The following is a 25,620-nucleotide window of genomic DNA, read 5'->3' as shown; positions in this document are numbered from 1 at the left end:
GTCGATCCTATTTGTTTGCCGGGGTGTGTGCCGGAATTATCACTTTGGTCAGTGCGCCGCCCTGTTGTGCGCGATCAATATAAATCTCGCCGCCAATTGCCTCAACCATGCGCTGAACAACCGAAAGCCCAAGCCCCGTGCCGCTGGGCTTATAGGTTCTAAACGGGCGAATGCCGCTTTCAAGTAATGCATCGGGGTATCCCGGGCCGGTATCGGTCACGATCAGGGTGACCGTATCGTCCGTGGTCGTTACCGTGACAGTGATCGTGGCGTCCTGATCTGCGATGGCCTCGGCCGAGTTTTTCAGAAGGTTTAGCAAAATTTGGCGTGTGGTATCGCGCGGTAATGACACAGTCGCGTCATGGATGTCTGAGGTCAGCGTAATGCTGTCGGGCAATCGATAGGCAAATAACCGCAAAATATCGCCAAACAACCGCTGGGTAGAGGTTTCAACCGGCACTTCATGATCGTGCGGGGCATGTGCCAACAGCGAGTTCAAAAGCCGGGTAACGCGATCAAGTTCCTCGGTAATCAGGGTGACGCGTTCTTGTTGCTCGGGATCGGAAAGTTCGACTTCCATATTATGCAGGGCGGCGGATATGCCCGAAATCGGATTGCGCAATTCGTGGGCGAGGCGGGCGGAAAATTCGCCAATCGCCGCCAGCTTTGCGCCATTTTCCAATTCCGCCTGTTGACGCAGCAAGGTTTCAGACGCGGTGCGAATTTGGCCTTCAAGATTGTCGGTGTGGTTTTGGGCCTCGGCCGCCAGATCGTTTAGGCGGCGCACCATTTCGTTATAGTGGGTGTAAAAAAGCGCGAAGGGATCGTTTTGCGGGGGGCTTTTGACCTCGGTAAACTGGGATGTGCCGACATTGTTCAAAAGTGCCGACAGGCGTTTTATCGACTGGAAAGACCGCTTGTTGATCCAGAACATCAAAATGATAAAGGCAAACGGGGTGATAACCAGCGCACTGGCCGCCACGGTGAATTCAGTTTGGGCTGAATTGCGGGCGTCTTTGATCGCGGCATGTTGCAGCCCACTTTCAAGTGCGACCACCTGGCGGGTCAAGGACAGGGCCTGCACCAGATCAATACGCGGCTGGGCCATGGGGGCTGTTAGGTATTGCTGGGCCAGTGCGACTTTCTTGGGGGTTGTCGGATCAAGGTTGCCGCCGTCTTGGATAACTTCATTAAGGGTATCGCGGACCTTGGCAATGGCCGGATCATCGGGCGAGATATCATGATCAAATGTGCTGGCCAGTATCTTGGTAATCGCAAGATCGGCTTGTTGCAGCATGTATATCTGATGGCCGGTTTCTTCGAGCGGGTGCAGGCTGTTGGCCGACCGCCACGCCGTATAGGCCAGAAATCCAAGCGAAAGGATCAGGACAATTGTTGCCAGCAATACCGAAAGCCGTAAGGGCTGCAACAGTGTTTTGCTGGCAGCAAATGGCGGCGTTGATCTTCCCACGGGTGGTGTCTTCCTTTTTTAACGGAGCAAAAGGCATCCAATCACCACGGCGGTGGACGCGATATATAGATCACGGGCAGACCCGCGCGCCTTAAAACCGCAGAAACGTTTTAACGGCCATCTGCTGTTTGAAATAAGGTCAGCCCATTGATAATCAACCGCCCATCGGCAAGTAATTCACCATCATATTCGGTCGTGCCTTGTGGGCCGGGACGCCCGGTTGCCAAACCGTTCACCGCATAGGGCACAAGTGCGCCAAGCAATGTTGGGCTTTCGGGGGTGCCCAGCAACGCAACCAGCTTATCCTGACCCAGCAATTTGAAATCAAAATCACCGGTAAAGCCATAACGGGCTGCCGTTTGCGCATAAAACTCGCCCGATCCAAGGGCTTCTAAGCCCCGTGCCTGGACATAAAACTCATCTACTTTGATCGGTGCGCCGTTTTGTTCGGCCTTTAGCCACAAGGCATCGCCGATCTGGCGGCGGGCAACGCGCGGTGCGGTCCCGGTCAGCATATCAATGATGCCTTTTTCAACGATCGGTTTGGCCTCGCTCCAGGGCAGGCCGTCGCTATGGCTTTTGACCCGTACGGTGCGCGGCTGGATCAAACTTGGCAGCCACAATCCATCATGGGCGTAATCAAGATGGGTTCCGCCGTTTTCGCCGGGATAAAGGGTGAGGTTGGCTGCCTTGGTGGCGCCGCGCTTTTCGCGGTTTGGGCCGGTCCATTCGGCATCTTGCCACGCAACGCGCGCCATTTCGGGCAACCATTGCAGAACAAGCCCGTTGATCAGCCAATGTTTGCGTGTGATCGGTTCATCCCCGATCAGAAAGTCGGCCGATGCATCAACGGTGACGGGCGCATTTTGGGCAATATCCCAACGGATATATCCACCGGCATTGCGCATCGTCAGATCGCGCTGATCGGATGTTGCCTCAGCCAGAACTTTGCCATGTTCTGGCAGCTTGATATCCAGATCGACCTGATTGGCCTGATCGGTATCGCGCACGGTGACGTTTACCCCATCAAGGGCAAGCGAACGCGGGGTGGCATAGCCGCTTAGATGCAGCGACACATTGTCATAAGTCAGGTCAACAGCCCCGTCCGGGGCGGCCTTGGCGCGGATCAGTTCGGCGGTCGCACCACTTTGCATCAGGATCGCATCAATGACGTTTCGCGCTTTTTCAGGGGTGATTGCCTGTGCGCCATTGCTCAGGCCAAAAACGACCAACGCACAATATCCAAGACCCATAAAACCGCGGCGCATCTGCATAAAGTACCCCTTAAACCTTTAATGATGACCGGCGTGGGCCATGTGACCCAAACCGTGCAGTTTTGACTATGCATCTTAATTTTGGTGAAGTTTAGGCAGTCAATATATGTAGGAATGCAAAGCTGTTGCGCAGGCGTTTTTAAAAGATATTGATAATCAGTCTTAACTTCGGTAAGCCTTTGCAGGCTGTCATGGTCGACAGTGCGTGTCTTGTCCAAAAGGAAGCTGCGGCTTGCCCGGAAATTCATCCTCTTTAACCTTGTTCATGCGCCAGCGCTCGGCACTTGTTAGCTATGCCAGCAGCATCATCGGCAACCGTGTTCAGGCCGAAGATCTGGTGCAAGAGGCATGGTTGCGCTTTGACGCGGCCTCGAACGGGCGCTTTTTAGACGACGCGACGGGGTATCTTTATCGGGTGGTGCGCAATCTGGCTCTTGATAGCAAACGCCGCGCCCAACGCGAAGGTGCGGTCAGCGGCGGGTTGGATTATGACGTTGCCATGGAAACATCGGCGTCGGACATCGCCGATCCGGAAACCGTGATCCTGTATAAAGATGACTATGCCAAGGTCATGCAGGCCATGGGCGAACTCCCTGAACGCACCCGAATTGCCTGCGAAATGCATCGCTTTGGCGGGGCAAAGTTGCGCGAAATTGCCGACTTTCTTGATATTTCTGTTCCCTTGGCCCACAAACTGGTCGCAGAAGGCATAGATCATTGCCGTCAACGGGTTGGGGGATGGCCATGACATCACAGATAAAAGATCCTGTCATGAAACAGGCCGCAGCGGACGCAACCGATTGGCTGATCCGACTGCAAGAAGACCCCGACAATGCCGATCTGAAAGTCCAGTTTGACGCTTGGTACGCGGGCAATAACACCAACCGCGATGCATGGCGTGCGACGCAAAAGGCATCTGCCTTGATGGCGCAGGTTGCGCCGTCCGCACACACAGCGACGGGCACGGCCGACTGGCAAGCGTTTCTGCGCGACCGTCGTGCACAGGAAAATTCCCCCGAACCCCATCAGGTTCCCGCGCATGAGGTTGCCAATGATTTGGCGGACACACCGAGTGACGGCGCGGATGGCAACGTTGTTGCCGCTGATGCGCGATTTGCCGAGCGTCGTGGTGATTTGCGATCACGTAACCGCGCCCGTCGGGCGAATGGTTCATGGCGGGCAATTGGGCTTGGCGCGTTTGCGGTTGCGGCCAGCCTTGTGGTTGCGATTGTCGGGCCCGAAATCAGCACGCGCCTTCGGGCCGATTACGTTACCGACACCGGCCAGATGACCACCATCACCTTGGCCGATAACAGCCAGGTTACGCTTGCGCCGGAAACTGCACTTCGTGTGACTTATGAGGCGGATGTGCGCGCCATTTCGCTTTTGACGGGCGAAGCCTTTTTTGAAGTGACCCCCGATGCCAGCCGCCCGTTTACCGTGGCGGCGCGCAACGTCAATGTCACTGTTCTTGGCACAGGGTTTGATGTTTCTGACGGGGCAGGGCAAACCCGGGTTGCCGTCGCGCATGGCTTGGTCCGGGTCGATAATGCAGATCATCTGACCACCCATTCCGAACGGCTTGAACCGGGGCAGAATGTGCGGGTTGATGACGCCGGGCAGGTGGTGCGCGGCACCGTGCCCACCGATCAGATCGCGTCGTGGCGTACCCGTCAATTGATCGCACAGGATCAGCCATTGGGCGATGTTGTTGATCGGTTGCGTCGGTATTTTAACGGGACTATCCTGATTACCGATGATGCCTTGGCAAAGCGGTCCGTGACCGGCGTATATCGCCTAAGTGATCCCGTCCCGGCCTTGCGCGCAATTGCCAAGGCGCAAAATGCCGTCGTGCGTGAAATCACCCCGTGGGTTTTGGTGGTCTCGCCATCCTGACCGGTTTTGGTTGGTGCATTTAATCCGACCTCAAAAATGTCCGTTTTCCGCGAATTTTTCAGAAAGTTCTGATTTTTCGAAAGTTTTTTTGAAAAACAGCGCTGCCCCATCGTTTTGTCTTCTATGCGCCACTGAGAAGCATTTGCATTCTCAAGTCGGTTCGGGCATATGACGTCAAACGGAGAACAGCCAGATGAAAATTGGGGAAGCAACAGCGATACGCCATCGGGGCCGCGCGGCAATGATTGCAAGCGCGCTTATGATGACGACGGCTTTGGTGCCGATCATGGGGGCGGGGGCCGCATGGGCACAGCAAACAAGCGATGCCAGCATTTTGGCGAAACACGCCTTTGATATCCCCGCACAGCCTTTAACCAGTGCGCTTGCGCAATTTGGTCTTCAGTCGGGATTGCAGGTAACGGTCGATGGTGCGCTTGCGCGCGGTTTGACCGGGCAGGCGGTGTCGGGGGCGTTGCCCTCTGACCGGGCGTTGGATCAGTTGTTGCGCGGTACGGGCCTGACCTATTCCGTTGCCGGGGATGACACCGTGGTGATCACGGCCCTTAACACCGGCAATGTGGATGCCACCACCACCGTTCTTGATCCGGTCCGGGTGGAGGCCAATGCGGGCGGCTATAGCGGGCCAAATGATGCCATCACCAACAGTTTCGTTGCCGGACGCACAACAACCGCGTCGAAAACCGATACGCCGATCTTGGATGATCCGACGTCTGTATCGGTGATCACCCAAAAGGAAATGGAAACGCGCAACGTTCAGGATATCTCACAGGCGGTGGGATATACATCGGGTGTAACTGTTTCGGAATATGGTTCGGACAACCGGTATGAATATGTCCGTATTCGTGGTTTTGGATCGCAATCGCTTGGCATGTACCGCGATGGTTTGCCGTCGCGCATTTATAACTTCGTTGGTGCGCGTCAGGAACCTTATGGCGTGCAGCAGATTGATGTGCTTAAGGGATCAACATCCAGCCTGTTTGGCTTAAATGGTCCGGGCGGGTTGGTTAACATGACGACCAAACGGCCCCAAGATGACTTCCACGCCGAAGTTTTCACAACCTTTGGCGAAGATCACCTGACCACCGGGACGGATTTTGGCGGCCCGATTGATGCCGATGGTAAATGGTCCTATCGCCTGACCGGGCTTTGGCAAGATGCGGAGCAAGAACAGGATTATTCGCAAGATGACCGCGTCTATATCGCGCCGGCTTTTACCTATAAGCCCAAAGACGGCACGGAACTAACGATCCTGACCAGTTATAACAATCGCGAAAGTGGCCTTGGCTATGGTTTCCCCATCGGGATTGAAACCAGCCGCAATGCCTTTTTCGGGGAGCCTGATTTTAACAATTACGACACCGAACAAACCGAAATCGGCTATCAGTTTTCCCACGATCTTTCCGATGCGCTGACCTTTCGCCAGAACGCACGCTATACCAAGCTGAACCTTGATTACGAGGCCATCTCGCTTGCTAACACAGCCCCGCTTGGCGACCGCACCGCCTTTGCTGTGTATGGGGAACAAGACCGGCTTAGCCTTGATAACCAACTGCAATATGACACCGCGTGGGAACAGTTTGACAGCAAAACGCTGGTCGGGGTTGATTTTAACCGTGACAAGAACCGCGAAAGGCGCTTTGACGGCAGCGCATCGCCGATTAATCCCTACAATCCGTCTTATTGCGGACGGTCTTGTATTGATCTGAATTTTACGTCTGACACGGAAATCACCCAGACAGCGTATGGTTTGTATGCGCAAGAACAGCTGACGATTGCCAATGACTGGATCGCGACCTTTGGCGGGCGGTATGATTATGTGCAGACCGATACGGATACGCTTTCAAGCAACACGCTTGACGAACGCGATGATCAGGAATTCACATCCCGTCTTGGCCTGACTTATAAAGTCACCGATGAAATGTCGGTCTACGGGAATTATTCCGAATCCTTCCAGCCGATCAATACCAGCTCGTCGATTACGCCGGGCGGCAGCAAGCCGCAAACGGGCACCCAATACGAAGTCGGGTTTAAATATCAGCCGACCAATATTGATGCGCTGTTTACCGCTGCTTTGTTTGACCTGACACAGGAAAACGTTTCGCAATATGACGGGGCGACCAATACGTATGTTCAGGTTGGGCGCATCAATACGCAGGGGCTTGAGCTGGAGGGTAAGATGTCACTAGGGGATCGTACCAACCTGACCGTTGCCTATAGCTATCTTGATGCCGAAATCGAAGATGATGCGATCCGATCAAATATCGGCAACCGTCCGGAACTTATTCCTGAACATACCGCATCGGCCTGGGTCGATTACACGATCCCGGAACATGGTGTGTTTGGTGATTTGACGTTGGGGGCTGGCGCGCGCTTTGTCGGGGCACGCTATAATAACAACGCAAATGGTGATTTGCTGGGATCGCATACCGTGTTTGATGCGGCGGTGAATTATGCCGTGACGGAAAACGTCAGTTTGGCGGTCAATGCGACCAACCTGTTTGACCGGGAATATGTCGCGTCCAACTCGTTCGGCAGCCGTTTCTATGGCGATGGCCGGACCGTTTTGGCAACCGTGAAATACACTTGGTAAGCGGCCTGACGTTAAAGGCCTAGCCGCAGACGTGCCAAAAGCCCGCGACAAATTTGCAAACATGAAAACGGGCGTCCCACATGGGCGACCGTTTTTGTGTTCGAGGTCACTTGGCGACACATAACGTCCGTCGTGGCGTCGTTGTCGGAATGCCTTGAAAAAAGGTGTGTTTGTTCGGAAAGGGCAGAATAACTGACAGGATGCTGTCAGGAGGGGCGCATTAGGATGCCCCCCATGCGTTCAACGAAGAAATTACGCGGTAACGGCGGTGTTAGTCCGTCGTGTTGCGGTAATTGTGGCTTGCGACACCACATAAGAAAACATCGACGGCGCGCAAAACGCGTTTTTCGATTTCCGCGTCACTATGTAACGTCGGGGGAACAACTTTAAGGACCTGCTTTTGCCAGTCACCAATGATCATGGAATGGAACAATTCGGCATGATGGTCCGGATCATCAATCACCAGATTGCCAAGATCGCGTTGACGTTTGAGGTAGTTGGTCAGGCGTGATCGGGTGGCATCTGGCCCCATATGCATGAAACTCTCAACCAAGGGTATAAAATGGTGACCTTCGGAAAATAGAATTTGCGTGAAGCGAACGGCTTCCTCGGTTAATATCTTTTTGGAGAGCCTGATGCCAAATTCGGTCAATGCCTCGCGCGGGGGGAGGTCGGATTCCAGCGAAATATGAAGTTCGGCGCAGAATTCAGTGCACCGTTCTTCCATGCTCGCCGCGAGCAAGCCATCTTTTCCGCCAAACGCGTCGTACAATGTGGTTCGGGAGCCACCGGAACGAGAAATAACGTCGTTAAGCGTAACGCCAGAGAATCCTTTTTCAAGCAGGAGTTCCCATGCCGCATCCATCATGGCGCGGCGGCGGGCAGAGCCCCTTGAGGTCTGAGTTTCGTGCTTTTCCAACGTTTCTTTCATCGTTTCCAAATCGTTTTTTATTGTCTCTTGATCGTGCAGCGCACAATGTGTACTGTACCGTACAGTATCTAGAAATGCAATGGCAAAGCACCAAGTGAGCTTTGTTGCCAGGACTTAGAAGGAATAAGCAATTTGTCCATGCGATCTTGTTTAAAATTTGCTGGCGTCGCAGCCCTTGCCATTATGGTAGCAGCCTGCAGCGAGCAAAGTGATGGCGACAAACAGCAAGCGGGTGCCCAGCAGCAGTCGCAAGCGACGCCGGTCAATGTTGTCACCGTTAACGCACAAAGCGTCGGGCTGATCGAAGAAATGCCCGGGCGTACTGTTGCGTTCCGTAAGGCGGATATCCGCCCGCAGGTCGATGGCATCATTAAGGAACGCAACTTTACCGAAGGCGCGTTTGTCGAAGCTGGTCAGCAGCTTTATATGATTGATCAGGATGTCTATCTGGCCAAAGTTGATGCCGCACAGGCAGAACTTTCGCGTCAGCGTGCCAACCTTGATCAGGCGGTAAAAAACCGCAAACGCTATGACCCGCTGGTAAAATCCCAGGCGGTCAGCCGTCAGACCTATGACGATGCCGTGTCGCAAGAAGCACAAGGCAAGGCCGCTGTTGCGTCCGCCCGTGCAGAGCTTGAACAGGCGCGTATCAATCTTGCCTACACAACTGTCACCGCCCCGATTTCCGGTCAGATCAGTTCATCTGATTATTCCGAAGGGGCGCTGGTCACAGCCAATCAAGCCGACAAGTTGACCACCATTACCCAGCTTGATCCGATTTATGTCGATGTGACTCAGGCCGGTGGCCGTTTGCTTGAACTCAAACACGCTGTGAAAACCGGTCGTGTACAGGGCATAGATGCCGATAACATCGAAGTTTCCCTGATCATTGACGCAACCGGCGAAGAATACCCCCACAAAGGGAAGCTGGAATTTTCCGACGTGACGGTGAATGAAACCACGGGCACCGTGCGGTTGCGCGCATCCTTCCCGAACCCGGATGGTACCTTGTTGCCGGGCATGTTTGTCCGCGGACAGGTCCGTCAGGGCCGTTTGGATAGTGCCTTTATGGTCCCGCAAAAAGCCGTGATGCGCCGCCCGGACGGGTCAGCATATGTGTTTGTTGCAGCGGACGGCAAAGTCGTTTCCAAGGATGTCGAGATCGAACGGTCCAAGGGCCAAGACTGGCTGGTTTCTGATGGGTTGAGCGATGGCGATCAAGTGATCGTCAGCAATATCCAAAAGATTGCCCCGGATGCGGATGTCGCGCCGGAACCGGTCGAAGAAGCGAACGCCGATAAGGCCAAAGCTGACACCGCCGAAAAAGCCGCCGAATAGGCCCAACAGGAACGTATTCAATGGCAAAATTCTTTATTGACCGCCCCGTATTCGCTTGGGTTATTGCCCTTGTGATTATGTTGGCGGGGGGACTTTCACTTTGGCAGTTGCCGGTGGAACAGTACCCGTCTATCGCGCCGCCATCTGTTGAGATTTCGGCAAACTATCCGGGTGCCTCGGCCGAGACAGTCGAAAACACGGTCACGCAGGTGATCGAGCAGCAGATGAACGGTATCGATTATCTGCGCTATATGTCTTCTAACTCGTCGGCCAATGGTCAGGCGTCGATCACGCTGACGTTTGAGCCCGAAGCCAATGCCGATATCGCGCAGGTTCAGGTTCAGAACAAACTGCAAGCGGCCATGTCGTCCTTGCCTGCCGAAGTGCAGCAGCAAGGTGTGACCGTGACCAAATCATCGGGGTCGTTCCTGATGGTGGTTGGTTTCGTGTCTGGCGATGGTTCGCTGACGGCAGAAGATCTGTCTGACTTCGTGGTGTCGTCGGTCGAAGATCCGCTGGCACGTGTGAATGGTGTTGGGTCGGTTCAGGTGTTTGGTGCGCAGCACGCAATGCGCATCTGGCTCGATCCGAACAAGATGGTTTCTTATAACCTGACGGTTTCCGATGTCAGTTCAGCGATCCAGGCACAGAATACCGAAGTCACCGCCGGTCAGATCGGTGGGGCACCATCGGTTCCGGGGCAACAGATCAACGCAACGATTACCGCACAAAGCAAACTTCAGACCGTTGATGAATTCTCCAACATTCTGCTGAAGGTCAATACCGATGGCTCGCAGGTGCGTCTTGGCGACGTGGCCCGCATTGAAATCGGTGGCGAAAGCTATTCTGTGGTCGCACGTTACAACGCGCAGGCCGCAACCGGTATTGGTATCAACCTTGCAACCGGTGCCAACGCGCTTGATACGGCAGAAGCTGTTAAGAACCGTTTGGCAGAACTTCAGCCGTTCTTCCCGGACGGTGTGGAAATTGTCTATCCGTATGACACCACGCCATTCGTCGAAGTTTCGATCACCGAAGTGGTTCACACCTTGTTTGAGGCCATTGTCCTCGTGTTCTTGGTGATGTTCCTGTTCCTGCAGAACTGGCGTGCAACCCTGATCCCGACGATCGCGGTGCCGGTGGTTCTTTTGGGGACGTTTGGCATTCTTGCTGCCTTTGGTTACTCGATTAACACCCTGACCATGTTCGCCATGGTTTTGGCCATCGGCCTTTTGGTTGATGATGCCATCGTTGTGGTCGAAAACGTCGAACGTGTGATGGAAGAAGACGGTCTTCCACCCCGCGAAGCAACCCGCAAATCCATGGGCCAAATTACCGGTGCCTTGATCGGTATTGCCTTGGTTCTGTCGGCGGTGTTTGTGCCGATGGCGTTCTTTGCCGGGTCTACGGGCGCGATTTATCGCCAATTCTCGATCACGATTGTGTCTGCGATGGCGCTTTCGGTTCTGGTGGCGATCGTGCTGACCCCGGCGTTGTGTGCCACCATGCTCAAGCCAACCCATACCGACCCGCTTAAAAAGAAGGGTCCGTTTGGCTGGTTTAACCGTGGCTTTGAACGCACCAACAAGTTCTATCAGGGCAGTGTTGACCATGTTGTGCATCGCAAATGGCGTTACCTGTTTGTCTATGTGATCATGGTGGGTGCCTTGGCGGCACTGATGTTCCGCCTGCCGGGCTCGTTCCTGCCAGAAGAAGATCAGGGCATCATGTTCTCGATGGTGCAGCTGCCTGCTGGCGCGTCACAGGAGCGCACGGTTAAGGTTCTGAAGAAGTTGGAAAAACACTTCATGGAGGCCGAAAAGGAAAATGTGGATGGTATCTTTACCGTCGCAGGTTTCTCCTTTGCCGGGAGCGGTCAGAACGCTGGTCTTGCCTTTGTGAACATGAAGGATTGGTCGGAACGTACGCGTCCTGATCAGACCGTCAGTGCGGTGATTGGGCGTGCCTATGGTGCGTTTGCCAAAATCCGCGAAGCAATGGTGTATGCCTTTGCCCCGCCAGCCATTGTTGAACTTGGCACGGCAAACGGCTTTGACTTGCAGCTTGTGGATCGCGGTGGCATTGGCCATGACGCATTGGTTGCCGCACGTAACCAGCTTCTGGGTATGGCCGCACAAGATCCGCGTGTTGTCGGTGTTCGTCCGAATGGCTTGAATGACACCCCGCAGTTCAAAATTGACATCGACCAGGAAAAGGCAAGTGCGCTTGGCGTTAGACTGGCAGATGTGAACCAAACCTTGGCTGCGGCGTGGGGGTCAAGCTACGTCAACGACTTCATCGAAAACGGCCGTATCAAAAAGGTCTATATGCAGTCAGATGCGGAATACCGCATGATGCCGAGCGACCTTAATTTCTGGTACGTCCGCAACACCCAAGGCGAAATGGTGCCGATCTCGGCCTTTACCAAAACCGATTGGACGTTTGGATCGCCGCGACTGGAACGCTTTAACGGGTTGTCGTCGCTGAACATTCAAGGGTCAAACGCCGAGGGCGTTGCATCCGGTGATGCGATGGCCGCGATGGAAGAAATGGTAAGCAAACTTCCAGACGGCATTGGTCTTGAATGGCAGGGTCTGTCTTACGAGGAACGTGAAGCCGGTGAACAGGGGCCAGCGCTTTATACGCTGTCCATGATTGTCGTCTTCTTGTGTCTGGCAGCGTTGTATGAAAGCTGGGCGATCCCGATTTCGGTGATGATGGTCGTGCCGCTGGGGGTTCTTGGTGCGGTGATTGCCGCCCATTTGCGGGGCCTTCCAGATGACGTCTATTTCCAGGTCGCGATCCTGACCACGATTGGTCTGTCAGCCAAGAACGCCATCCTGATTGTCGAGTTCGCTCGCGAACTTTACGACCAAGGCATGGGGCTTCTTGAGGCAACCATCGAGGCCGCCCGTCAACGTCTGCGTCCAATTGTCATGACGTCGATGGCCTTCACCCTTGGTGTTGTGCCGTTGGCAATCAGTAGCGGTGCTGGTGCAGCTGCACGTGTAGCTGTTGGTACCGGGGTGATTGGCGGGATGATCGCTGCAACCTTCCTTGCGATCTTCTTCGTGCCGTTGTTCTTTGCGTTGATCGTTGGGACCTTTGCCAAAAGCCGTTCAAAACGCGGTGATGTCAAAGCAGCCCACGAACACCCAGATGATCAGTCAAATGGTCAGGCGAAAGAACAGCCCAGCGAATGATAAAACAAACAAAGCCGGTCCGAAACCGGACCGGCTTTGATCGGCATCGTGCTCGTGACGGTGCAGATATTTAAATCTGCATGATCCCCCGACCCCGCCGTTGCGCGTGCGTAGAAAGGGCCGATGCGTTTGCATCGGCCCTTTTGTTTTGACCTTATCGCTATGTGTCGTCAAGCAGCTTTTGGCAGCGCGCAGGCGATCCGTATCGTGTTTTACGGCACAAAACCGCGTTTTTTTAAGGTTTGCTGACGGCGTCAAGGGCCTTGCGATGGGCGTGCATCATATGGAACACGGCATATCGACGGTCGTGATCTGCCTTGGCCGAGGTGTCTGGCGCATGCGATGTTTCCTTGCCAGCCATTTTGCGTGCGGCATTGGCAAGCCCGCCAGATCCGTTTGATGCATCAAGTGCACCCGCGGCCAGCATGGCCGATCCCAACAAAACAGGTTCTTCGCAATCAGACATCACAACCGTGCATCCGGTGATATCGGCATATAGTTTGACCAAAACCGCACTGGCGGTATGGCCGCCACTTAGATGAATGTGGGTGATGTCATATCCGGTATCGTTCAGGGCATCGATAATGTGGCGCGTGCCATAGGCAATCGCACAGGCCGTTGCCCAATACAGCTTCAAAAAGCTTTCTTCGCTTTGATCCAGTGTCAGACCCGAAATCACGCCAAGGGCCTCGGGATCGGCCAACGGGGATCGGTTGCCATGAAAATCAGGCAGCACATGCAGGCGCGGGGCCAGATCGGCTTTTTCCTGCATCATCGGCAGCAGTTTTTCACCGGCCAGTTTATGCGCATCCCGGCCCATCCCATGGGAAAACGGGTGCATGGCAACCACGTGATCAAGCAACGCCCCAGTTGCCGACTGACCCCCTTCGTTAAGCCAAAGTCCCGGGGCAATCGCGCCAAAATACGGACCCCAAACACCTTTGATAAAGCGCGGTTCAGATGACAGCGCCATGTGGCAGGTGGATGTGCCAGCAATCATCGCAAAATGCTGATCAAGGTTGCCATCAAGATATTCGCCCAAGGTGCCAAGCGCACCGGCATGGGCATCAATCAACCCAGCCCCCACCACACAATCGGTGGTCAGGCCAAGGTCAGCGGCCCCTTGTTCTGAAAGGGTGCCGATCAGATCGCCAACGGCGAGTGCCTTGGCATCAATTCCGGTTTTGGCGTTGAAATCTTCCAGTCCGATTTGCGACAGGAAATCACGATCCCACGGGTCATCTTGATGGGCAAGGTGGGTCCATTTACAGGTCAGCGAGCAGCAGGATCGTGCTGTATTGCCCGTCGCGCGGAAGGACAGGAAATCGGCCAGATCATAGGCCGCCCCCATCTTGTTCCAATGGTCCGGATGGTGGCGCTTCAACCACATTAATTTCGGTACTTCCATTTCCGGTGACATGGTGCCGCCGATATATTTCAGAACCTGCGCGCCGGTGGCGGTGCATTCCTCGGCTTCGCGTACGGCCCGGTGATCCATCCAGACAATCACATCCCAATTATCATCACCATCCGGTGTGACGCCCAGTGGCCGATTGTCCTGATCACGGATGACAAGCGAACAGGTGGCATCAAACCCGATGGCGGCAACTTGATCGGCGGGGGTACCTGATTGCGCCAAGGCATCACGCACCGATTGGCAAACCGATTGCCAGATGTTTTCGGAATCTTGTTCGACGAAATCGGGTTTGGGCCGGTTCATGGCAATCGGGTGGGCGGCACTGCCAAGCAGCGCGCCATTGGCGTCAAACACGCCCGCGCGCGCACTTCCGGTGCCGACATCCACGCCGATGAAAAAGGTGTTCTTGGGGCTCATGATTGTTTCTTCCTCCACTTTCGCCAACTGGTCTGGATCATGTCTGATCGCCGGGTGGTCTTTTAATTGGTGTTCTGGATGCTAAATTGATCAAAAGTTCACTGAATGGTCAAATACTCATTCTGATTGACGCTTAATCATCATATTCGATACGGTGATTTCCAGACCTTCACGTCATCAAGCCAGGTTCAACATGGCCATCCACAAAGCGCAGGAAATGCTGCTGGAACTGCCGTAGGAAATGATCGAGAAACTGTTTTGCCAGATACCATCCAAAAGCTGTTTGAAACCTGTGATATCGTCCTTTTCGACTGTGACGGCGTTCTTGTAAACAGCGAACCAATTTCGCTTGCGACGCTGGTTGATGTGCTGGACCATTTTGGCGCACCGCTAACATTGTCTGAGGTCGCGGCACGCTTTACCGGCCGATCAAGTGCCGCACCGATCGATCACATCCGTACGGTAACGGGCAGGGATGTGCGCGATCAATTCAAAGCTTACTACAATAATTTGCTGTTTGCGCGTTATGACCGCGAATTGACCAAGATTGATGGTCTCGATGGTGACAATGGCGTGTTGGCCGCCCTTCAAAAACGCGGCATTGCCTTTTGCATTTCATCAAGCAGTTCGCTTGATCGGCTGCAAAAGACCATGGAGGTCACCGGGCTTGGCCCGTGGTTCGCGGGGCGGATTTACAGTGCCGATTTCGTCGCCAATGGCAAACCGGCACCCGACCTGTTTTTATATGCCGCCGATCAGATGGGATACGCCCCAAAACAGGCCATTGTGATCGAGGATTCCGTTGCCGGCGTCACCGCCGCGGTGGCCGCGGGGATGAAATGCATCGGCTTTGTCGGCGGTGCCCATTACGACGGTGATCAAGACGGTGCGGCGGCGCGTTTGTACGACGCCGGGGCTGATCATGTGATAACGGATATGGCGGTGCTTTCGGCAGCGCTAAGCCTTTAACGGGGCAGGCGGCAGGCGGCTTAATTGCAACCGTAACCTAGACTCCGAACAGCCGCGGTTTATGCCCCTAACAACTTTCGCGATGCGCACAGCCCTTAGGTGAGGTGCCCACCAAAGGGGGCACAGAACTTAGCGTTCCGTCAGAAGTTTCTGATAGCGGGTTTGGCTTTTGCTCAGATGCGTGCGCATGGCTTTGCGTGCGCTGTCTTCATCGCGCGCGGCAATCGCATCATAGATACCCCGATGTTCGCCAAGGATCATTTGCAGATAGTTTTTTTGATCTTCGACTTCGGGCGGGCGGCGGCGCAATTGCGCACGCGGGATGGTTTTATCGCCAAGATGCTGCAAAAACTCGGCATAGCGGCGGTTGTTGGTGGCGGCTGCGATGGCACTATGAAATTCAAAATCGGCCAGTTCGGTCGCATCCCCACGTGTGGCGGCATCTTCCATCTTTTGCATGGCTTCATAGATTTTTGCCTGCTGGGCGGCGGAGCTTCGCGTGCAGGCAAGGCCGGCGGCCTCAATCTCGACCGCCATGCGCAGTTCAAGAACTTCCAAAACATCCGATATTTGCGCGTAATCGACGGCAAAGATCGATGCATCGCTATTGCGGGGCTCGGGCGACAGGACAAAAACACCAGCCCCTTGGCGCGGTTCAAGCAATCCATCGGCTTTCAGGGCGGCGATGGCCTCGCGGATGACCGTGCGGCTTACGCCAAATGTTTGGGTCAGGACCGGCTCGGTTGGCAATTTGCTGCCCGGTTCGCGCTGCCCGCTTTCGATTTCCTGGCGCAGGCTGGCGATGACCTTTTCGGTCAGCGAAACTTTGCGTGGTGTGTTTTTGGCCGCGGTTGACGCATTGGTCTTGTTCATGTTGCCTGTCCGGTAAATCCGGTATGATAAGTACCCGATATAAGGTGACTGCCCGACGATCGTCTTTATGACATGTGATCAGCGTTAGCATCTTGAAATAATCGAACGCCCATGGTGATGTAAAGTCATCATACGATTTTAAACAGAATAAAGGCATCTATCATGCCCAAAAAGGACGCGGCAGAATATCGTTGGAACAGTGGACCATTCCAGATCGGGATCGTTGCCAATGGTGGGGCGATATCGCGGATTGATTGGCTGCGCCCCGATGGCACTGGCACGATCAACCTTTTGCGTCCCGTGACTGCACAGGCCCTTGCGTCCGGCAATCCGTCGTCTTTGGGCTGCTTCCCGATGGTGCCGTTTGCCAATCGGTTGGCATTTGCGCAGTTTGAATTTGATGGCCGTCTTGTCAATGTCCCGGCCAATCGTCCGCCCAGCCCGCATGCGATCCATGGCTTTGGCCGGGGGGCGGTTTGGAAAATCGAACGGCCAACCGATGATACATTGCGCATCAACCACACCCACGATGATCCCGATACCGGGTTTTCCTATGCCGCGTGGCAGGAATTCAAAGTCACCCAGGACGATGTCACGATTGAAATCGGTGTGCAGCATATGGGCCGCGACCCGATGCCCTATGGGATTGGGCTTCATCCTTGGTTCCCGGCAACGCCGGATACATCGGTTTCGTTTGTTGCCAGTGATTGTTTTGCGACGGATGCGGATATGTTGCCGACCGCCCATACCGTTATTGACCTTGGTCGCGATTTTGCCGATGGCAAGCTGATCCGCCATCATCGCGGTCTTGATGTGCATTATGCCGGGTGGCAGGGCGAAGCAGACATGATTTGGGGCGATGCCGGGTATGGCTTGCATATGTCGGCAAGTGACAGCTTAGCGAACCTTCAGTTCTATATCCCTGAAGACGGTCAAACATTTTGTGTTGAGCCGGTTTCCCATGTCCCGAATGTGCATAATCACCCGGAGTTCAAGGATTTCGGTGACCTGACCGTGCTAGATCAAAATGACATCCTGACGGGCAGCATGACCTTAACCCCGCGCTTGATTGAACCGACCAATCAGGGCCTTGTTGCGCATGATGATATTGACGATGTGAATGGTGCGGAGGCCGAGGACGATATCTTGCGCGCGGACAAGCGCGATAGGTTATTGGTCGATTGATCTGGTAATCTGCGTGCAGCACCCTTTACCCGATTGTCATTTGCCGATAAAACTTACAAGTGGCATTTACAAGATAACAAGTTCAAAGGGTGGTGCGCGCCATGACCGGGTTTCAGCTGAAGCTTCAAAAACGCGAAAAACTGGCGGATCAGCTTTATGGTCAGATCCTAGAGCAGATTGTGTCCGGAAAGCTTGGCGAAGGGACAAAGCTGCCCTCGGAAAATGAGATTTGCGCATCCTTTGGCGTGTCGCGCCCTGTTGTCCGTGAAGCATTGCGCAAACTGCAATCGGATGGCTTGGTCTATGCCCGCCAAGGGGTGGGATCGTTTGTAAAACGCCGCCCCCCACAAGGGCTGATTGAGTTTGGCGGTGTCAGTGATGTTGCCGGGCTTTTGCGTTGCTTTGAAGCCCGCATCGCGATTGAAGGTGCGACGGCGCGCATGGCCGCCAATCGCGCCAGCCTGCGGCACCATCGCGATATCCAGAACGCGTTGAAAATGCTTGAAGACGGCATCGCGGCGGGCGATATCGCCGATAAGGCCGATCTGGATTTTCACATGGCGATTGCGCGTGCCAGCGGTAATGAAATCTTTGTCACCATCCTGACATCGCTGCATGACGTCATGAGCAAAAGCATGATCGTCGCCCTAAACATTACCCGCAGTGGATCGGCCGGGCGCGGGCAGAAAGTACTGACCGAACATCGCCAGATTTATGATGCGATTGTCAGCGGCGATGCCGACAGTGCGGAACTTCTGATGCGCTATCACCTGCATCAAGCCCGCCAGCGCGTCACCGACCACGCCCGCGATATGTAATCGGCGGATTGGGGGCCGAAATTCACCCGTGATGGCCCCAGATTGCCGCGCGGCAGATGGCTATTTCCGGTATGGTTCGGGGCCGACATCCGACCGTAAAAATTGTTAATTATGTTGACAAGTTTCGGCCACACCGGCAAACCGAAGAATAATCAAAGTGATATGATGAATTTTCGGAGGCAATAAATGTCGGATATGTCGGGCGGGCTCTATGAGCCGAAAGTTCTGCTAGATGAGACCTTCACACTGGGCGAATGCCCAAACTGGGATGCCCAGAATAACCGGCTTTATTGGACCGATATCCTCAATTGTCAGCTTCATGCGCTGGATGTTGCAACGGGTGCACGCAAAACATGGACGTTTGACAGCGAACTGGGGTGTTTTGGCCTGACCGATCAGGGACGCCTGATTGTCGCGCTTCGCAAAGACATCATCTATTTCGATCCCAATACGGATGCCCGGACCAAAATCGCCACGATTGATGATGGCATTAACAGCCGCACCAACGATGGCAAAATCGGCCCGGATGGTGCGTTCTGGGTCGGGACGATGGATGATGATGCCGATAAGCAACCTATCGCGTCGTTGTATCGCATCACCGCCGATGGCAAAATCGACGAGAAAGTCACAGGGTTTAAGATTTCCAACGGTTTGGCATGGTCCCCCGATGGTCGCAAAATGTACCATTCTGATTCCCGTGGCCCGTGGGTCAATCGGTGGGACTTTGATGTCGCAACCGGGGCAGTTTCCAATTGCCAACGCTACCTTGATCTGGATGATCGGTTGGGGCGGCCAGATGGTGGCGCGGTCGATGTTGAAGGCTGCTATTGGTCTGCGGGCGTGTCGGCGGGCAACCTGAACCGCTTTGCCCCGGATGGAAAGTTGCTGCTGTCGATCCCGATGCCCATGCCCAATCCGACCATGCCATGCTTTGGCGGTGAAGATATGAAAACCCTTTATGTCACCAGCCATCAGGAAAATTACAGCGCCGAAAAATGCGCGACCTTCCCCGATGCCGGTAAGCTCGTTTCCTTGCGCGTCGATGTGCCGGGCGTGCCTGTTCATCGCTTTGTTGAAGGTCGCCGCTAAGCCCGCGCACTTGCTTGCCGCAACGTGATCTATAAATCAAAAGGCCATGCAGACAATTCTGCATGGCCTTTTGCATATGGATAAGCGGTGTGTTGGGCCTGTCTCGGCCACGGGGCAGGGTGCAATCAGACCTTTTCGATCGTCGCTGTTACACTGCCCAACCCGTCAAAGATCGCTTCGATCTTGCCATGCGGGGTAATGGTTGGTGTGGCGCAGGCGCCGGTTGTCACAACGTCACCGGGCTTTAACGCAGCCCCGCGTTTGGCAAGGAAGTTCACAAGATACGCCAGGCCGATAAAGATTTCCGGCCATGCATTGGGATCGCTGTTGGTGGCCAGAACCGCGCCATCACTTTTGGTCGTGACGGTGCCACCGATAAAGATCAGGTTCCGCCAATTTTCAATTTGCTGCCCTAGCACAAAATACCCGGTGGAGTTCAGGTCGGCCAAGGTTTGGATCGGGTTTTGTTTTTCGTGGTAACGCCGGTCGGCAATCTCAATCGCCAAATGCATGCTTTGGATATGATCAAGGATGCTTTCGGGGGTGGCGCCTGATGGGGGCGTGCTTGCCATCACCACGGCAATTTCCGCCTCGATATTGGGGAAATGCAGGTCATTCGTCGTCAGATGCGCGCCGTCTTCTAAGATGCGACCATCCAGCAGCGGGCCAATCAGCGGACCGTCACTGCCGATCTTTTCCTGCGCGGCACGGGTTGCCACGGCAATCTTCCAGCCCGCCTGTTTGGCGCCGGTTCGTTTTAACGTGGCATCCTGAACGTCATAGGCCGCGTCAAAACTGTCGGGGGCAATGTCCGTTGGCAGGGGATCAATCAGGGTGTGGTCGGTAAAGGCGGCGGCAAGGATCCGGCTTGCCTCGGTGATGTTTGTCATGCCTTGCGGTCTCGTTGATTTTGGTGGTTTTGGTTTGCTTTGTTTGATGGGCGACCGTATCGGGAATCGGGGTCAAAGTCATCATACCAATTCCACCTAATCCCTAAATAATGCCAATAAAACAAAGTCATCATACCAAAGTTTAATGCCCAAAATTCCCAGAAAACCGCGAATTTTCACGCGAAAATGCGCCGCGCCTATCGGTTTTGTAATATGTTTGACAAAGTAATATTATGAATTTATAGAATCGTCTTAGATATTTTGCCGATGACAGAATTTAAGGGACGGTTGATGCATTATCTTGAAATGAAAAAGGCGATTGGCGCCGGGTTGTTATCTTTTCCGGTAACGCCCTTTGACGCGCAGGGCGCGCTTGATCTTTCGACCTATCGCAAACATGTCGGTTGGTTGTCGCAATTCCCGGCAACGGCCTTGTTTGCCGCCGGGGGCACCGGTGAATTCTTTTCGCTGACCCCAGATGAAGTCGTTCAAACCGTCCGTGCCGCCAAAGAAGTCGCTGGAACCACCCCGATCATTGCCGGATGTGGCTATGGCACCGCCATTGCGGTCGAGCTGGCGCAAGCGTGCGAAAAGGCCGGGGCCGACGGATTGCTGTTGTTGCCGCAATATCTGATCGGGGCGGAGCAAGAAGGTCTTTTTGCCCGGGTTAAGGCGGTTTGTGATGCGGTCGAGATCGGCGTGATTGTCTATAACCGCGATAATTCGATCATCTCGCCCGAAACGCTGTCAAAGCTGTGTGATGTTTGCCCGAACTTGGTTGGGTTTAAAGACGGCCATGGCAACATCGAAATGGTGACCAAGGTGTGCACCACCCTTGGGGATCGCCTGTCTTATATCGGCGGCATGCCAACGGCAGAAGTTTTTGCCAAGGCCTATAAGGCGGCGGGCATGACAACCTATTCATCGGCGATTTTCAATTTCCTGCCAACGCAGGCATTGGAATTTTATGATGCCCTGACGCGTGATGACCACGCGACCATGGATCGGATCACCACCGAATTCTTCTATCCGTATCTTGATATCCGCAACCGCGGAAAGGGCTATGCCGTTTCCATCGTCAAGGCGGGCATGCGCGTGATCGGCCGCGATACCGGCCCGGTACGAAGCCCGCTTACCGATTTGACCAAAGACGAAGACGCGATGTTGGCCGAGGTCATCGAAAATGCCTTTGGCCCGGGGGCGTTGCGCCCGCAATAACCTTTGCAATCCCGGCGGGTAGGCGTGCCGGGAAGCCTAAGATGTGATGAGGTCGGAAAAATCGGCACATCAAAGACCAGTTGTCAAAGAACCTTTTAGTTGTATTTACAAGTGACAATATGTAAGGTTTCCTGACAACAACAAGTTCCTATCAGGGAAAACAAGGCTTTATACGTAAGACGACAAAAAGTCACGGGAGGACTCCAATGAACACCTTTTTGAAAAATACCACCTTAACGCTTGCCGCTGCGGCGGTATCGGTTGCCTTGGCATCGGGCGCACAGGCCAGCGAATGGCGCGGCTGGAACATCCATCCGCCAGAATATCCGGTATCGACCGGCATGGAAGAATTTGCCAAGCTGATCAACGAAAAATCGGGTGGCGAACTTGAAGCCAAGGTTTACCACGGCGGCGTTTTGGGCGATCAGCCTGATGCGATCCAGCAGGTCCGCCTTGGTGGTTTGGACTGGGCTGTTTTCAACCTCGGCCCGCTGGGTGAAGTCGCCCCCGAAGCAAACGTTGTTTCGCTGCCTTTCATCTTCAAAAGCGTTGATTCCATGCACAAAGTCATGGACGGTCCCGCCGGTCAGCAGATCGCCGATGGTCTGAAAGAAGCCGGTCTTCAGCCGCTTGGTTGGTACGATTCTGGTGCGCGTTCGTTCTATAACTCCAAACACCCGATCAACACGCCAGCCGACCTTAAAGGCATGAAATTCCGCGTCATGAGCAACGATCTCTATGTTCAGATGGTCGCGGCCCTTGGCGGTAACGCTACCCCGATGGCCTATAGCGAAGTGTATCAGTCGCTGAAAACCGGTGTGATTGACGGGGCGGAAAACAACTATCCGTCTTATGACAGCTCCGGCCACTTTGAAGCGGCAAAATACTATTCCGTGACCCAGCACTTGATCCTGCCGGAATGCCTGTGCATCAACAAAGAACTTTATGACGGCCTGTCAGACGACGAAAAGAAAATCGTCCAAGAAGCCGCCGATGAATCGGTTAAAGTTCAGCGCGCTGCATGGGCCGACCGTGCCGAAAAATCCAAGGAAAAAGTCATCGCTGCTGGCATCGAAGTCAACGAAATCGCTGACAAAGACGCCTTCCAGAATGCAATGCAGCCGGTCTATGACGAGTTTTCCAAAGCAAACCCGGATCTGGCCGATCTGGTCAAAGCCATCCAGGATGCGCAGAAATAAACACATCATCTAAAACAGGGGCGGCGATCATTTCGTCGCCCTTCTTTGTGTTATTGTTTTTTGGTTTTTCTATTTCTGATTAATCACATTCTGGCGGCGCATACATGTTTTCCCGTTTCACCAAATTGATGGACCGTCTGGGCGGTGGCATTGCCGGGGTTTTAAACCTGATCGGCGGCTTGGCCCTTGTGGCGTTGATCCCAAGTTTTGCCTGGCTTGTTTTCGGGCGCTATGTGCTGAACGAAACGCCCACTTGGGTCGAACAATTTTCGCTTATCCTGATTGTCCTGATCACCTTTCCGGTGGCCGCCGCTGGCATGCGCGATAACAGCCACCTTGCGGTGTCGTTTTTTCGCGATGCCTTGCCGTCAAAAGTTGCCGCCGTCGTCGCGATGATCAGCTACGCCGCAATGGCGTGGTTTGGGTATTGGATGCTGATGGGCGGGATGGATTTGGTTGCCTTTAACTGGGGCAAACAAATGCCGATCATTCATATTTCTGATGGGTGGCGTTCTGTGCCAATGGCGGTGTGTGGGGCCGGGATCGCCTTTTACAGTGTGGTCAATATTCTCAAAATCATTGCGCGCTGGAACACCATTTCCAAAGCCAAATTTTACCACGACGATTTGCTAAATAAGGACGCTGACTAATGGGCATGACCATTCTTCTGGGCCTGTTTGCCATTGGTATTGTCATTGGCATGCCCGTTGCCGTTTCGCTTGGTATTGCGGCCCTTGGCGCCTTTTTCTACGAAGGTCTGCCAACCCTGATCGCTTTTCAGCGGGTCGGATCAGGCGTTAGTGCCTTTTCCCTTTTGGCGATCCCGTTCTTTATCTTTGCCGGTGAATTGATGCTTCATGGCGGGATTGCGAACCGGCTGGTGCAATTTGCCACAGCACTGGTCGGCAGTCGCCGGGGCGGTCTTGGCATTGTGAACGTGTTTTCATCCATGCTGTTTGGCGGTATTTCCGGGTCTGCGGTGGCTGATACATCTGCCCTTGGTTCGATCCTTATTCCGGTGATGAAAAAGGAAGGCTACCGGCCCGATTACGCGGTTAATGTCACGGTGACGTCATCCATCGCCGGGATCATGATCCCGCCCAGCCATAATATGATCCTGTATGCGGTGGCGGCTGGTGGCGGCATTTCGATTTCCAAGCTGTTTATGGCTGGTGTGGTGCCGGGCATTATCATGTGCTTGTTGCTTGGTCTGGCGACCTGGTTGGTGGCAATCAAGCATGGCTATCCGGCGGAACCATTTCCGGGGTGGGGTGTTGTGTGGCGGACCGCTGTGCGCGCACTTCCGGGGTTCTTTACCGCTGTGATCATCGTTGGTGGGGTGCTCAGTGGCGTGTTCACGGTGACGGAATCTGGTGCGATTGGTGTGGCCTACGCGCTGATCATTACCGGGCTTGTTTATCGGGAACTTAGTTGGGCGGGCTTTGTTGCCGCGGTCAAACAATCGGCCAAGACAACGTCGCTTGTGATGCTACTGGTGGGCTGTGCATCGGCCTATGGTTATATGCTGGCCTTTTACCGCGTGCCCGATGAATTGGCCATGGCGATCACATCGATTACCGACAACCCGATCATGGTGCTGTTGCTGATCAATGTCATGTTGCTGATTGCCGGTATGATCATGGATATGGCGGCCTTGATCCTGATTTGTACGCCGATCTTTTTGCCCTTGGCCGCCCAGTTTGGCATGGACCCGATCCAGTTTGGCATGGTGCTGATGATGAATTTGGGCCTTGGCCTGTGCACGCCGCCGGTGGGATCATGCTTGTTTGTCGGCTGTGCGATTGGCGGGGTGAGGATCGAACATGCGGTGCGCACGATCTGGCCGTTCTATTTGGCGATCCTGACAGCACTTCTTTTGACAACCTATATTCCCGCGGTCTCAATGACGCTGCCCAACCTTGTATTTGGCACCAATTGATCGCGGTTAAAGACGCATTTCAAAGAGGACGAAGATGAAACGTTTGTTGATTACCGGTGCCGCCGGCAACCTTGGTAAAATCTGCCGCGAAGGCCTTAAAGGCTATGCCGATGTTTTGCGCCTGTCGGACCTGTCGCCAATGGACCCAGCCGGTCCGAACGAAGAAGTCGTTCAGTGCGATCTTGCTGATCGGGCGGCTGTGCATGAACTGACCAAGGATGTGGATGGCATCATCCATCTTGGCGGTATTTCGGTTGAGGCCGCCTTTGATGATTTGCTGCAGGCCAACTTGCTGGGCACCTATAACCTCTATGAAGGGGCGCGTAATAACAACAAACCCCGCATCCTGTTTGCCAGCTCAAACCACGCAATCGGGTTTCACAAACGCACAACCAAACTTGATGACACTTCCGAACAGCGCCCCGATAGCCTCTATGGCGTGACCAAATGCTATGGCGAGGCACTGGCGAGTTATTATTACGACAAGTTCGATGTTGAAACCGTGTCGCTTCGCATTGGGTCCTGCTTTGAAAAGCCGCTGAACCGTCGGATGCTGTCCACCTGGATGAGCCCGCGTGACTTTGTCTCCCTGATGAAGGCGATATTTGATGCACCAATGACCGGCCATCTTGTGATGTATGGTGTGTCGAACAACACATCGACCTGGTGGAGCAACGACCACGCGTCCTTCTTGGGCTGGCAGCCACAAGACAGCTCTGAACAGTTCCGCGCTGAAATCGAAGCCGCGTCTGATCCCGAAGACCGGCACGACAGGGCCGTGATTTATCAAGGCGGGCCGTTTGCCGCCAATGGCCATTTCGAAGACTGATGTTTGGGTAACCCAACCAGAAACCGCATATCAAAAAGGCCCGCAATCGCGGG

Annotated in this window: 20 protein-coding genes; 14 read left to right on the top strand and 6 right to left on the bottom strand. The window is 54.3% G+C overall.

Going from position 1 to position 25,620, the window contains the following annotated elements:
- Window positions 1–7 precede the first annotated feature (7 nt).
- Window positions 8–1,471 carry an ATP-binding protein gene (locus tag HCZ99_RS20875; RefSeq protein WP_167446085.1) on the bottom strand — a complete coding sequence of 488 codons (1,464 nt, stop codon included), beginning with the start codon at window positions 1,469–1,471 and terminating at the stop codon, window positions 8–10.
- 110 nt (window positions 1,472–1,581) lie between these two features.
- Entirely contained in the window at window positions 1,582–2,745 is a 1,164-nt protein-coding gene (locus HCZ99_RS06115; protein WP_167446084.1) for a hypothetical protein, read from the bottom strand.
- Between the two features lie 232 nt (window positions 2,746–2,977).
- On the opposite strand from HCZ99_RS06115, the gene HCZ99_RS06110 reads away from it, so the two are divergent.
- From HCZ99_RS06110 to HCZ99_RS06100, 3 genes are all read left to right on the top strand, one after another.
- Complete coding sequence (locus tag HCZ99_RS06110) at window positions 2,978–3,493, top strand: sigma-70 family RNA polymerase sigma factor (protein WP_254869486.1); 516 nt, start codon at window positions 2,978–2,980, stop codon at window positions 3,491–3,493.
- Window positions 3,490–4,641, top strand: coding sequence for a FecR family protein (locus tag HCZ99_RS06105; protein ID WP_167446083.1), 1,152 nt, complete (start codon window positions 3,490–3,492; stop codon window positions 4,639–4,641). The genes HCZ99_RS06110 and HCZ99_RS06105 overlap by 4 nt, the downstream gene beginning before the upstream one ends.
- Window positions 4,642–4,834: 193 nt before the next feature.
- The gene (locus HCZ99_RS06100) at window positions 4,835–7,252 is read left to right on the top strand and encodes a TonB-dependent siderophore receptor (protein WP_167446082.1); all 2,418 of its coding nucleotides are present in this window, start codon (window positions 4,835–4,837) and stop codon (window positions 7,250–7,252) included.
- 271 nt (window positions 7,253–7,523) lie between these two features.
- Here the strand turns inward: HCZ99_RS06100 and HCZ99_RS06095 are convergent, their stop codons facing one another.
- Window positions 7,524–8,183 (bottom strand): TetR/AcrR family transcriptional regulator, encoded by a 660-nt coding sequence (locus HCZ99_RS06095; RefSeq protein WP_167446081.1) that lies wholly within the window; start codon window positions 8,181–8,183, stop codon window positions 7,524–7,526.
- Between the two features lie 138 nt (window positions 8,184–8,321).
- Between HCZ99_RS06095 and HCZ99_RS06090 the strand changes: the two genes are divergently transcribed.
- Complete coding sequence (locus HCZ99_RS06090; protein WP_167446080.1) at window positions 8,322–9,521, top strand: efflux RND transporter periplasmic adaptor subunit; 1,200 nt, start codon at window positions 8,322–8,324, stop codon at window positions 9,519–9,521.
- Window positions 9,522–9,541: 20 nt separating this feature from the next.
- The gene (locus tag HCZ99_RS06085) at window positions 9,542–12,724 is read left to right on the top strand and encodes an efflux RND transporter permease subunit (RefSeq protein ID WP_167446079.1); all 3,183 of its coding nucleotides are present in this window, start codon (window positions 9,542–9,544) and stop codon (window positions 12,722–12,724) included.
- 235 nt (window positions 12,725–12,959) lie between these two features.
- On the opposite strand, the gene HCZ99_RS06080 is transcribed toward HCZ99_RS06085, so the two are convergent.
- Window positions 12,960–14,558 (bottom strand): FGGY-family carbohydrate kinase, encoded by a 1,599-nt coding sequence (locus HCZ99_RS06080; RefSeq protein ID WP_167446078.1) that lies wholly within the window; start codon window positions 14,556–14,558, stop codon window positions 12,960–12,962.
- Between the two features lie 258 nt (window positions 14,559–14,816).
- Between HCZ99_RS06080 and HCZ99_RS06075 the strand changes: the two genes are divergently transcribed.
- Window positions 14,817–15,527: an HAD family hydrolase gene (locus HCZ99_RS06075; protein WP_167446077.1), complete on the top strand. Its 711-nt coding sequence runs from the start codon at window positions 14,817–14,819 to the stop codon at window positions 15,525–15,527.
- A 129-nt stretch (window positions 15,528–15,656) separates the two neighbouring features.
- On the opposite strand, the gene HCZ99_RS06070 is transcribed toward HCZ99_RS06075, so the two are convergent.
- A complete protein-coding gene (locus HCZ99_RS06070) occupies window positions 15,657–16,400 on the bottom strand; it encodes a FadR/GntR family transcriptional regulator (protein WP_167446076.1) in 744 nt (247 codons plus the stop codon).
- A 162-nt stretch (window positions 16,401–16,562) separates the two neighbouring features.
- On the opposite strand from HCZ99_RS06070, the gene HCZ99_RS06065 reads away from it, so the two are divergent.
- The 3 genes from HCZ99_RS06065 to HCZ99_RS06055 all read left to right on the top strand — a co-directional run bounded on the left by HCZ99_RS06065 (window position 16,563) and on the right by HCZ99_RS06055 (window position 19,492).
- Window positions 16,563–17,585 (top strand): aldose 1-epimerase, encoded by a 1,023-nt coding sequence (locus HCZ99_RS06065; protein WP_167446075.1) that lies wholly within the window; start codon window positions 16,563–16,565, stop codon window positions 17,583–17,585.
- A gap of 101 nt (window positions 17,586–17,686) precedes the next feature.
- Window positions 17,687–18,403 (top strand): FadR/GntR family transcriptional regulator, encoded by a 717-nt coding sequence (locus HCZ99_RS06060; protein WP_167446074.1) that lies wholly within the window; start codon window positions 17,687–17,689, stop codon window positions 18,401–18,403.
- 186 nt (window positions 18,404–18,589) lie between these two features.
- Window positions 18,590–19,492 carry an SMP-30/gluconolactonase/LRE family protein gene (locus HCZ99_RS06055; protein WP_254869485.1) on the top strand — a complete coding sequence of 301 codons (903 nt, stop codon included), beginning with the start codon at window positions 18,590–18,592 and terminating at the stop codon, window positions 19,490–19,492.
- Between the two features lie 125 nt (window positions 19,493–19,617).
- On the opposite strand, the gene HCZ99_RS06050 is transcribed toward HCZ99_RS06055, so the two are convergent.
- Complete coding sequence (locus tag HCZ99_RS06050) at window positions 19,618–20,382, bottom strand: 2-keto-4-pentenoate hydratase (RefSeq protein ID WP_167446073.1); 765 nt, start codon at window positions 20,380–20,382, stop codon at window positions 19,618–19,620.
- Window positions 20,383–20,649: 267 nt separating this feature from the next.
- On the opposite strand from HCZ99_RS06050, the gene kdgD reads away from it, so the two are divergent.
- The 5 genes from kdgD to HCZ99_RS06025 all read left to right on the top strand — a co-directional run bounded on the left by kdgD (window position 20,650) and on the right by HCZ99_RS06025 (window position 25,567).
- Window positions 20,650–21,600, top strand: coding sequence for a 5-dehydro-4-deoxyglucarate dehydratase (kdgD, locus tag HCZ99_RS06045; protein ID WP_254869484.1), 951 nt, complete (start codon window positions 20,650–20,652; stop codon window positions 21,598–21,600).
- Between the two features lie 206 nt (window positions 21,601–21,806).
- A complete protein-coding gene (locus HCZ99_RS06040) occupies window positions 21,807–22,799 on the top strand; it encodes a TRAP transporter substrate-binding protein (RefSeq protein ID WP_167446072.1) in 993 nt (330 codons plus the stop codon).
- A 104-nt stretch (window positions 22,800–22,903) separates the two neighbouring features.
- A complete protein-coding gene (locus tag HCZ99_RS06035) occupies window positions 22,904–23,449 on the top strand; it encodes a TRAP transporter small permease (protein ID WP_167446071.1) in 546 nt (181 codons plus the stop codon).
- The gene (locus HCZ99_RS06030; protein ID WP_167446070.1) at window positions 23,449–24,738 is read left to right on the top strand and encodes a TRAP transporter large permease; all 1,290 of its coding nucleotides are present in this window, start codon (window positions 23,449–23,451) and stop codon (window positions 24,736–24,738) included. Before HCZ99_RS06035 ends, HCZ99_RS06030 begins: the two co-directional genes overlap by 1 nt.
- A 34-nt stretch (window positions 24,739–24,772) precedes the next feature.
- Window positions 24,773–25,567 carry an NAD-dependent epimerase/dehydratase family protein gene (locus HCZ99_RS06025; protein WP_167446069.1) on the top strand — a complete coding sequence of 265 codons (795 nt, stop codon included), beginning with the start codon at window positions 24,773–24,775 and terminating at the stop codon, window positions 25,565–25,567.
- Window positions 25,568–25,620 lie beyond the last annotated feature (53 nt).

The organism is Thalassospira lucentensis (assembly GCF_011806425.1).
In the GTDB taxonomy this organism is placed as follows: domain Bacteria; phylum Pseudomonadota; class Alphaproteobacteria; order Rhodospirillales; family Thalassospiraceae; genus Thalassospira; species Thalassospira lucentensis_B.
The sequence above is the reverse complement of the archived record's forward strand: the minus strand, read 5'-3'. Positions and strand labels throughout refer to the sequence as shown.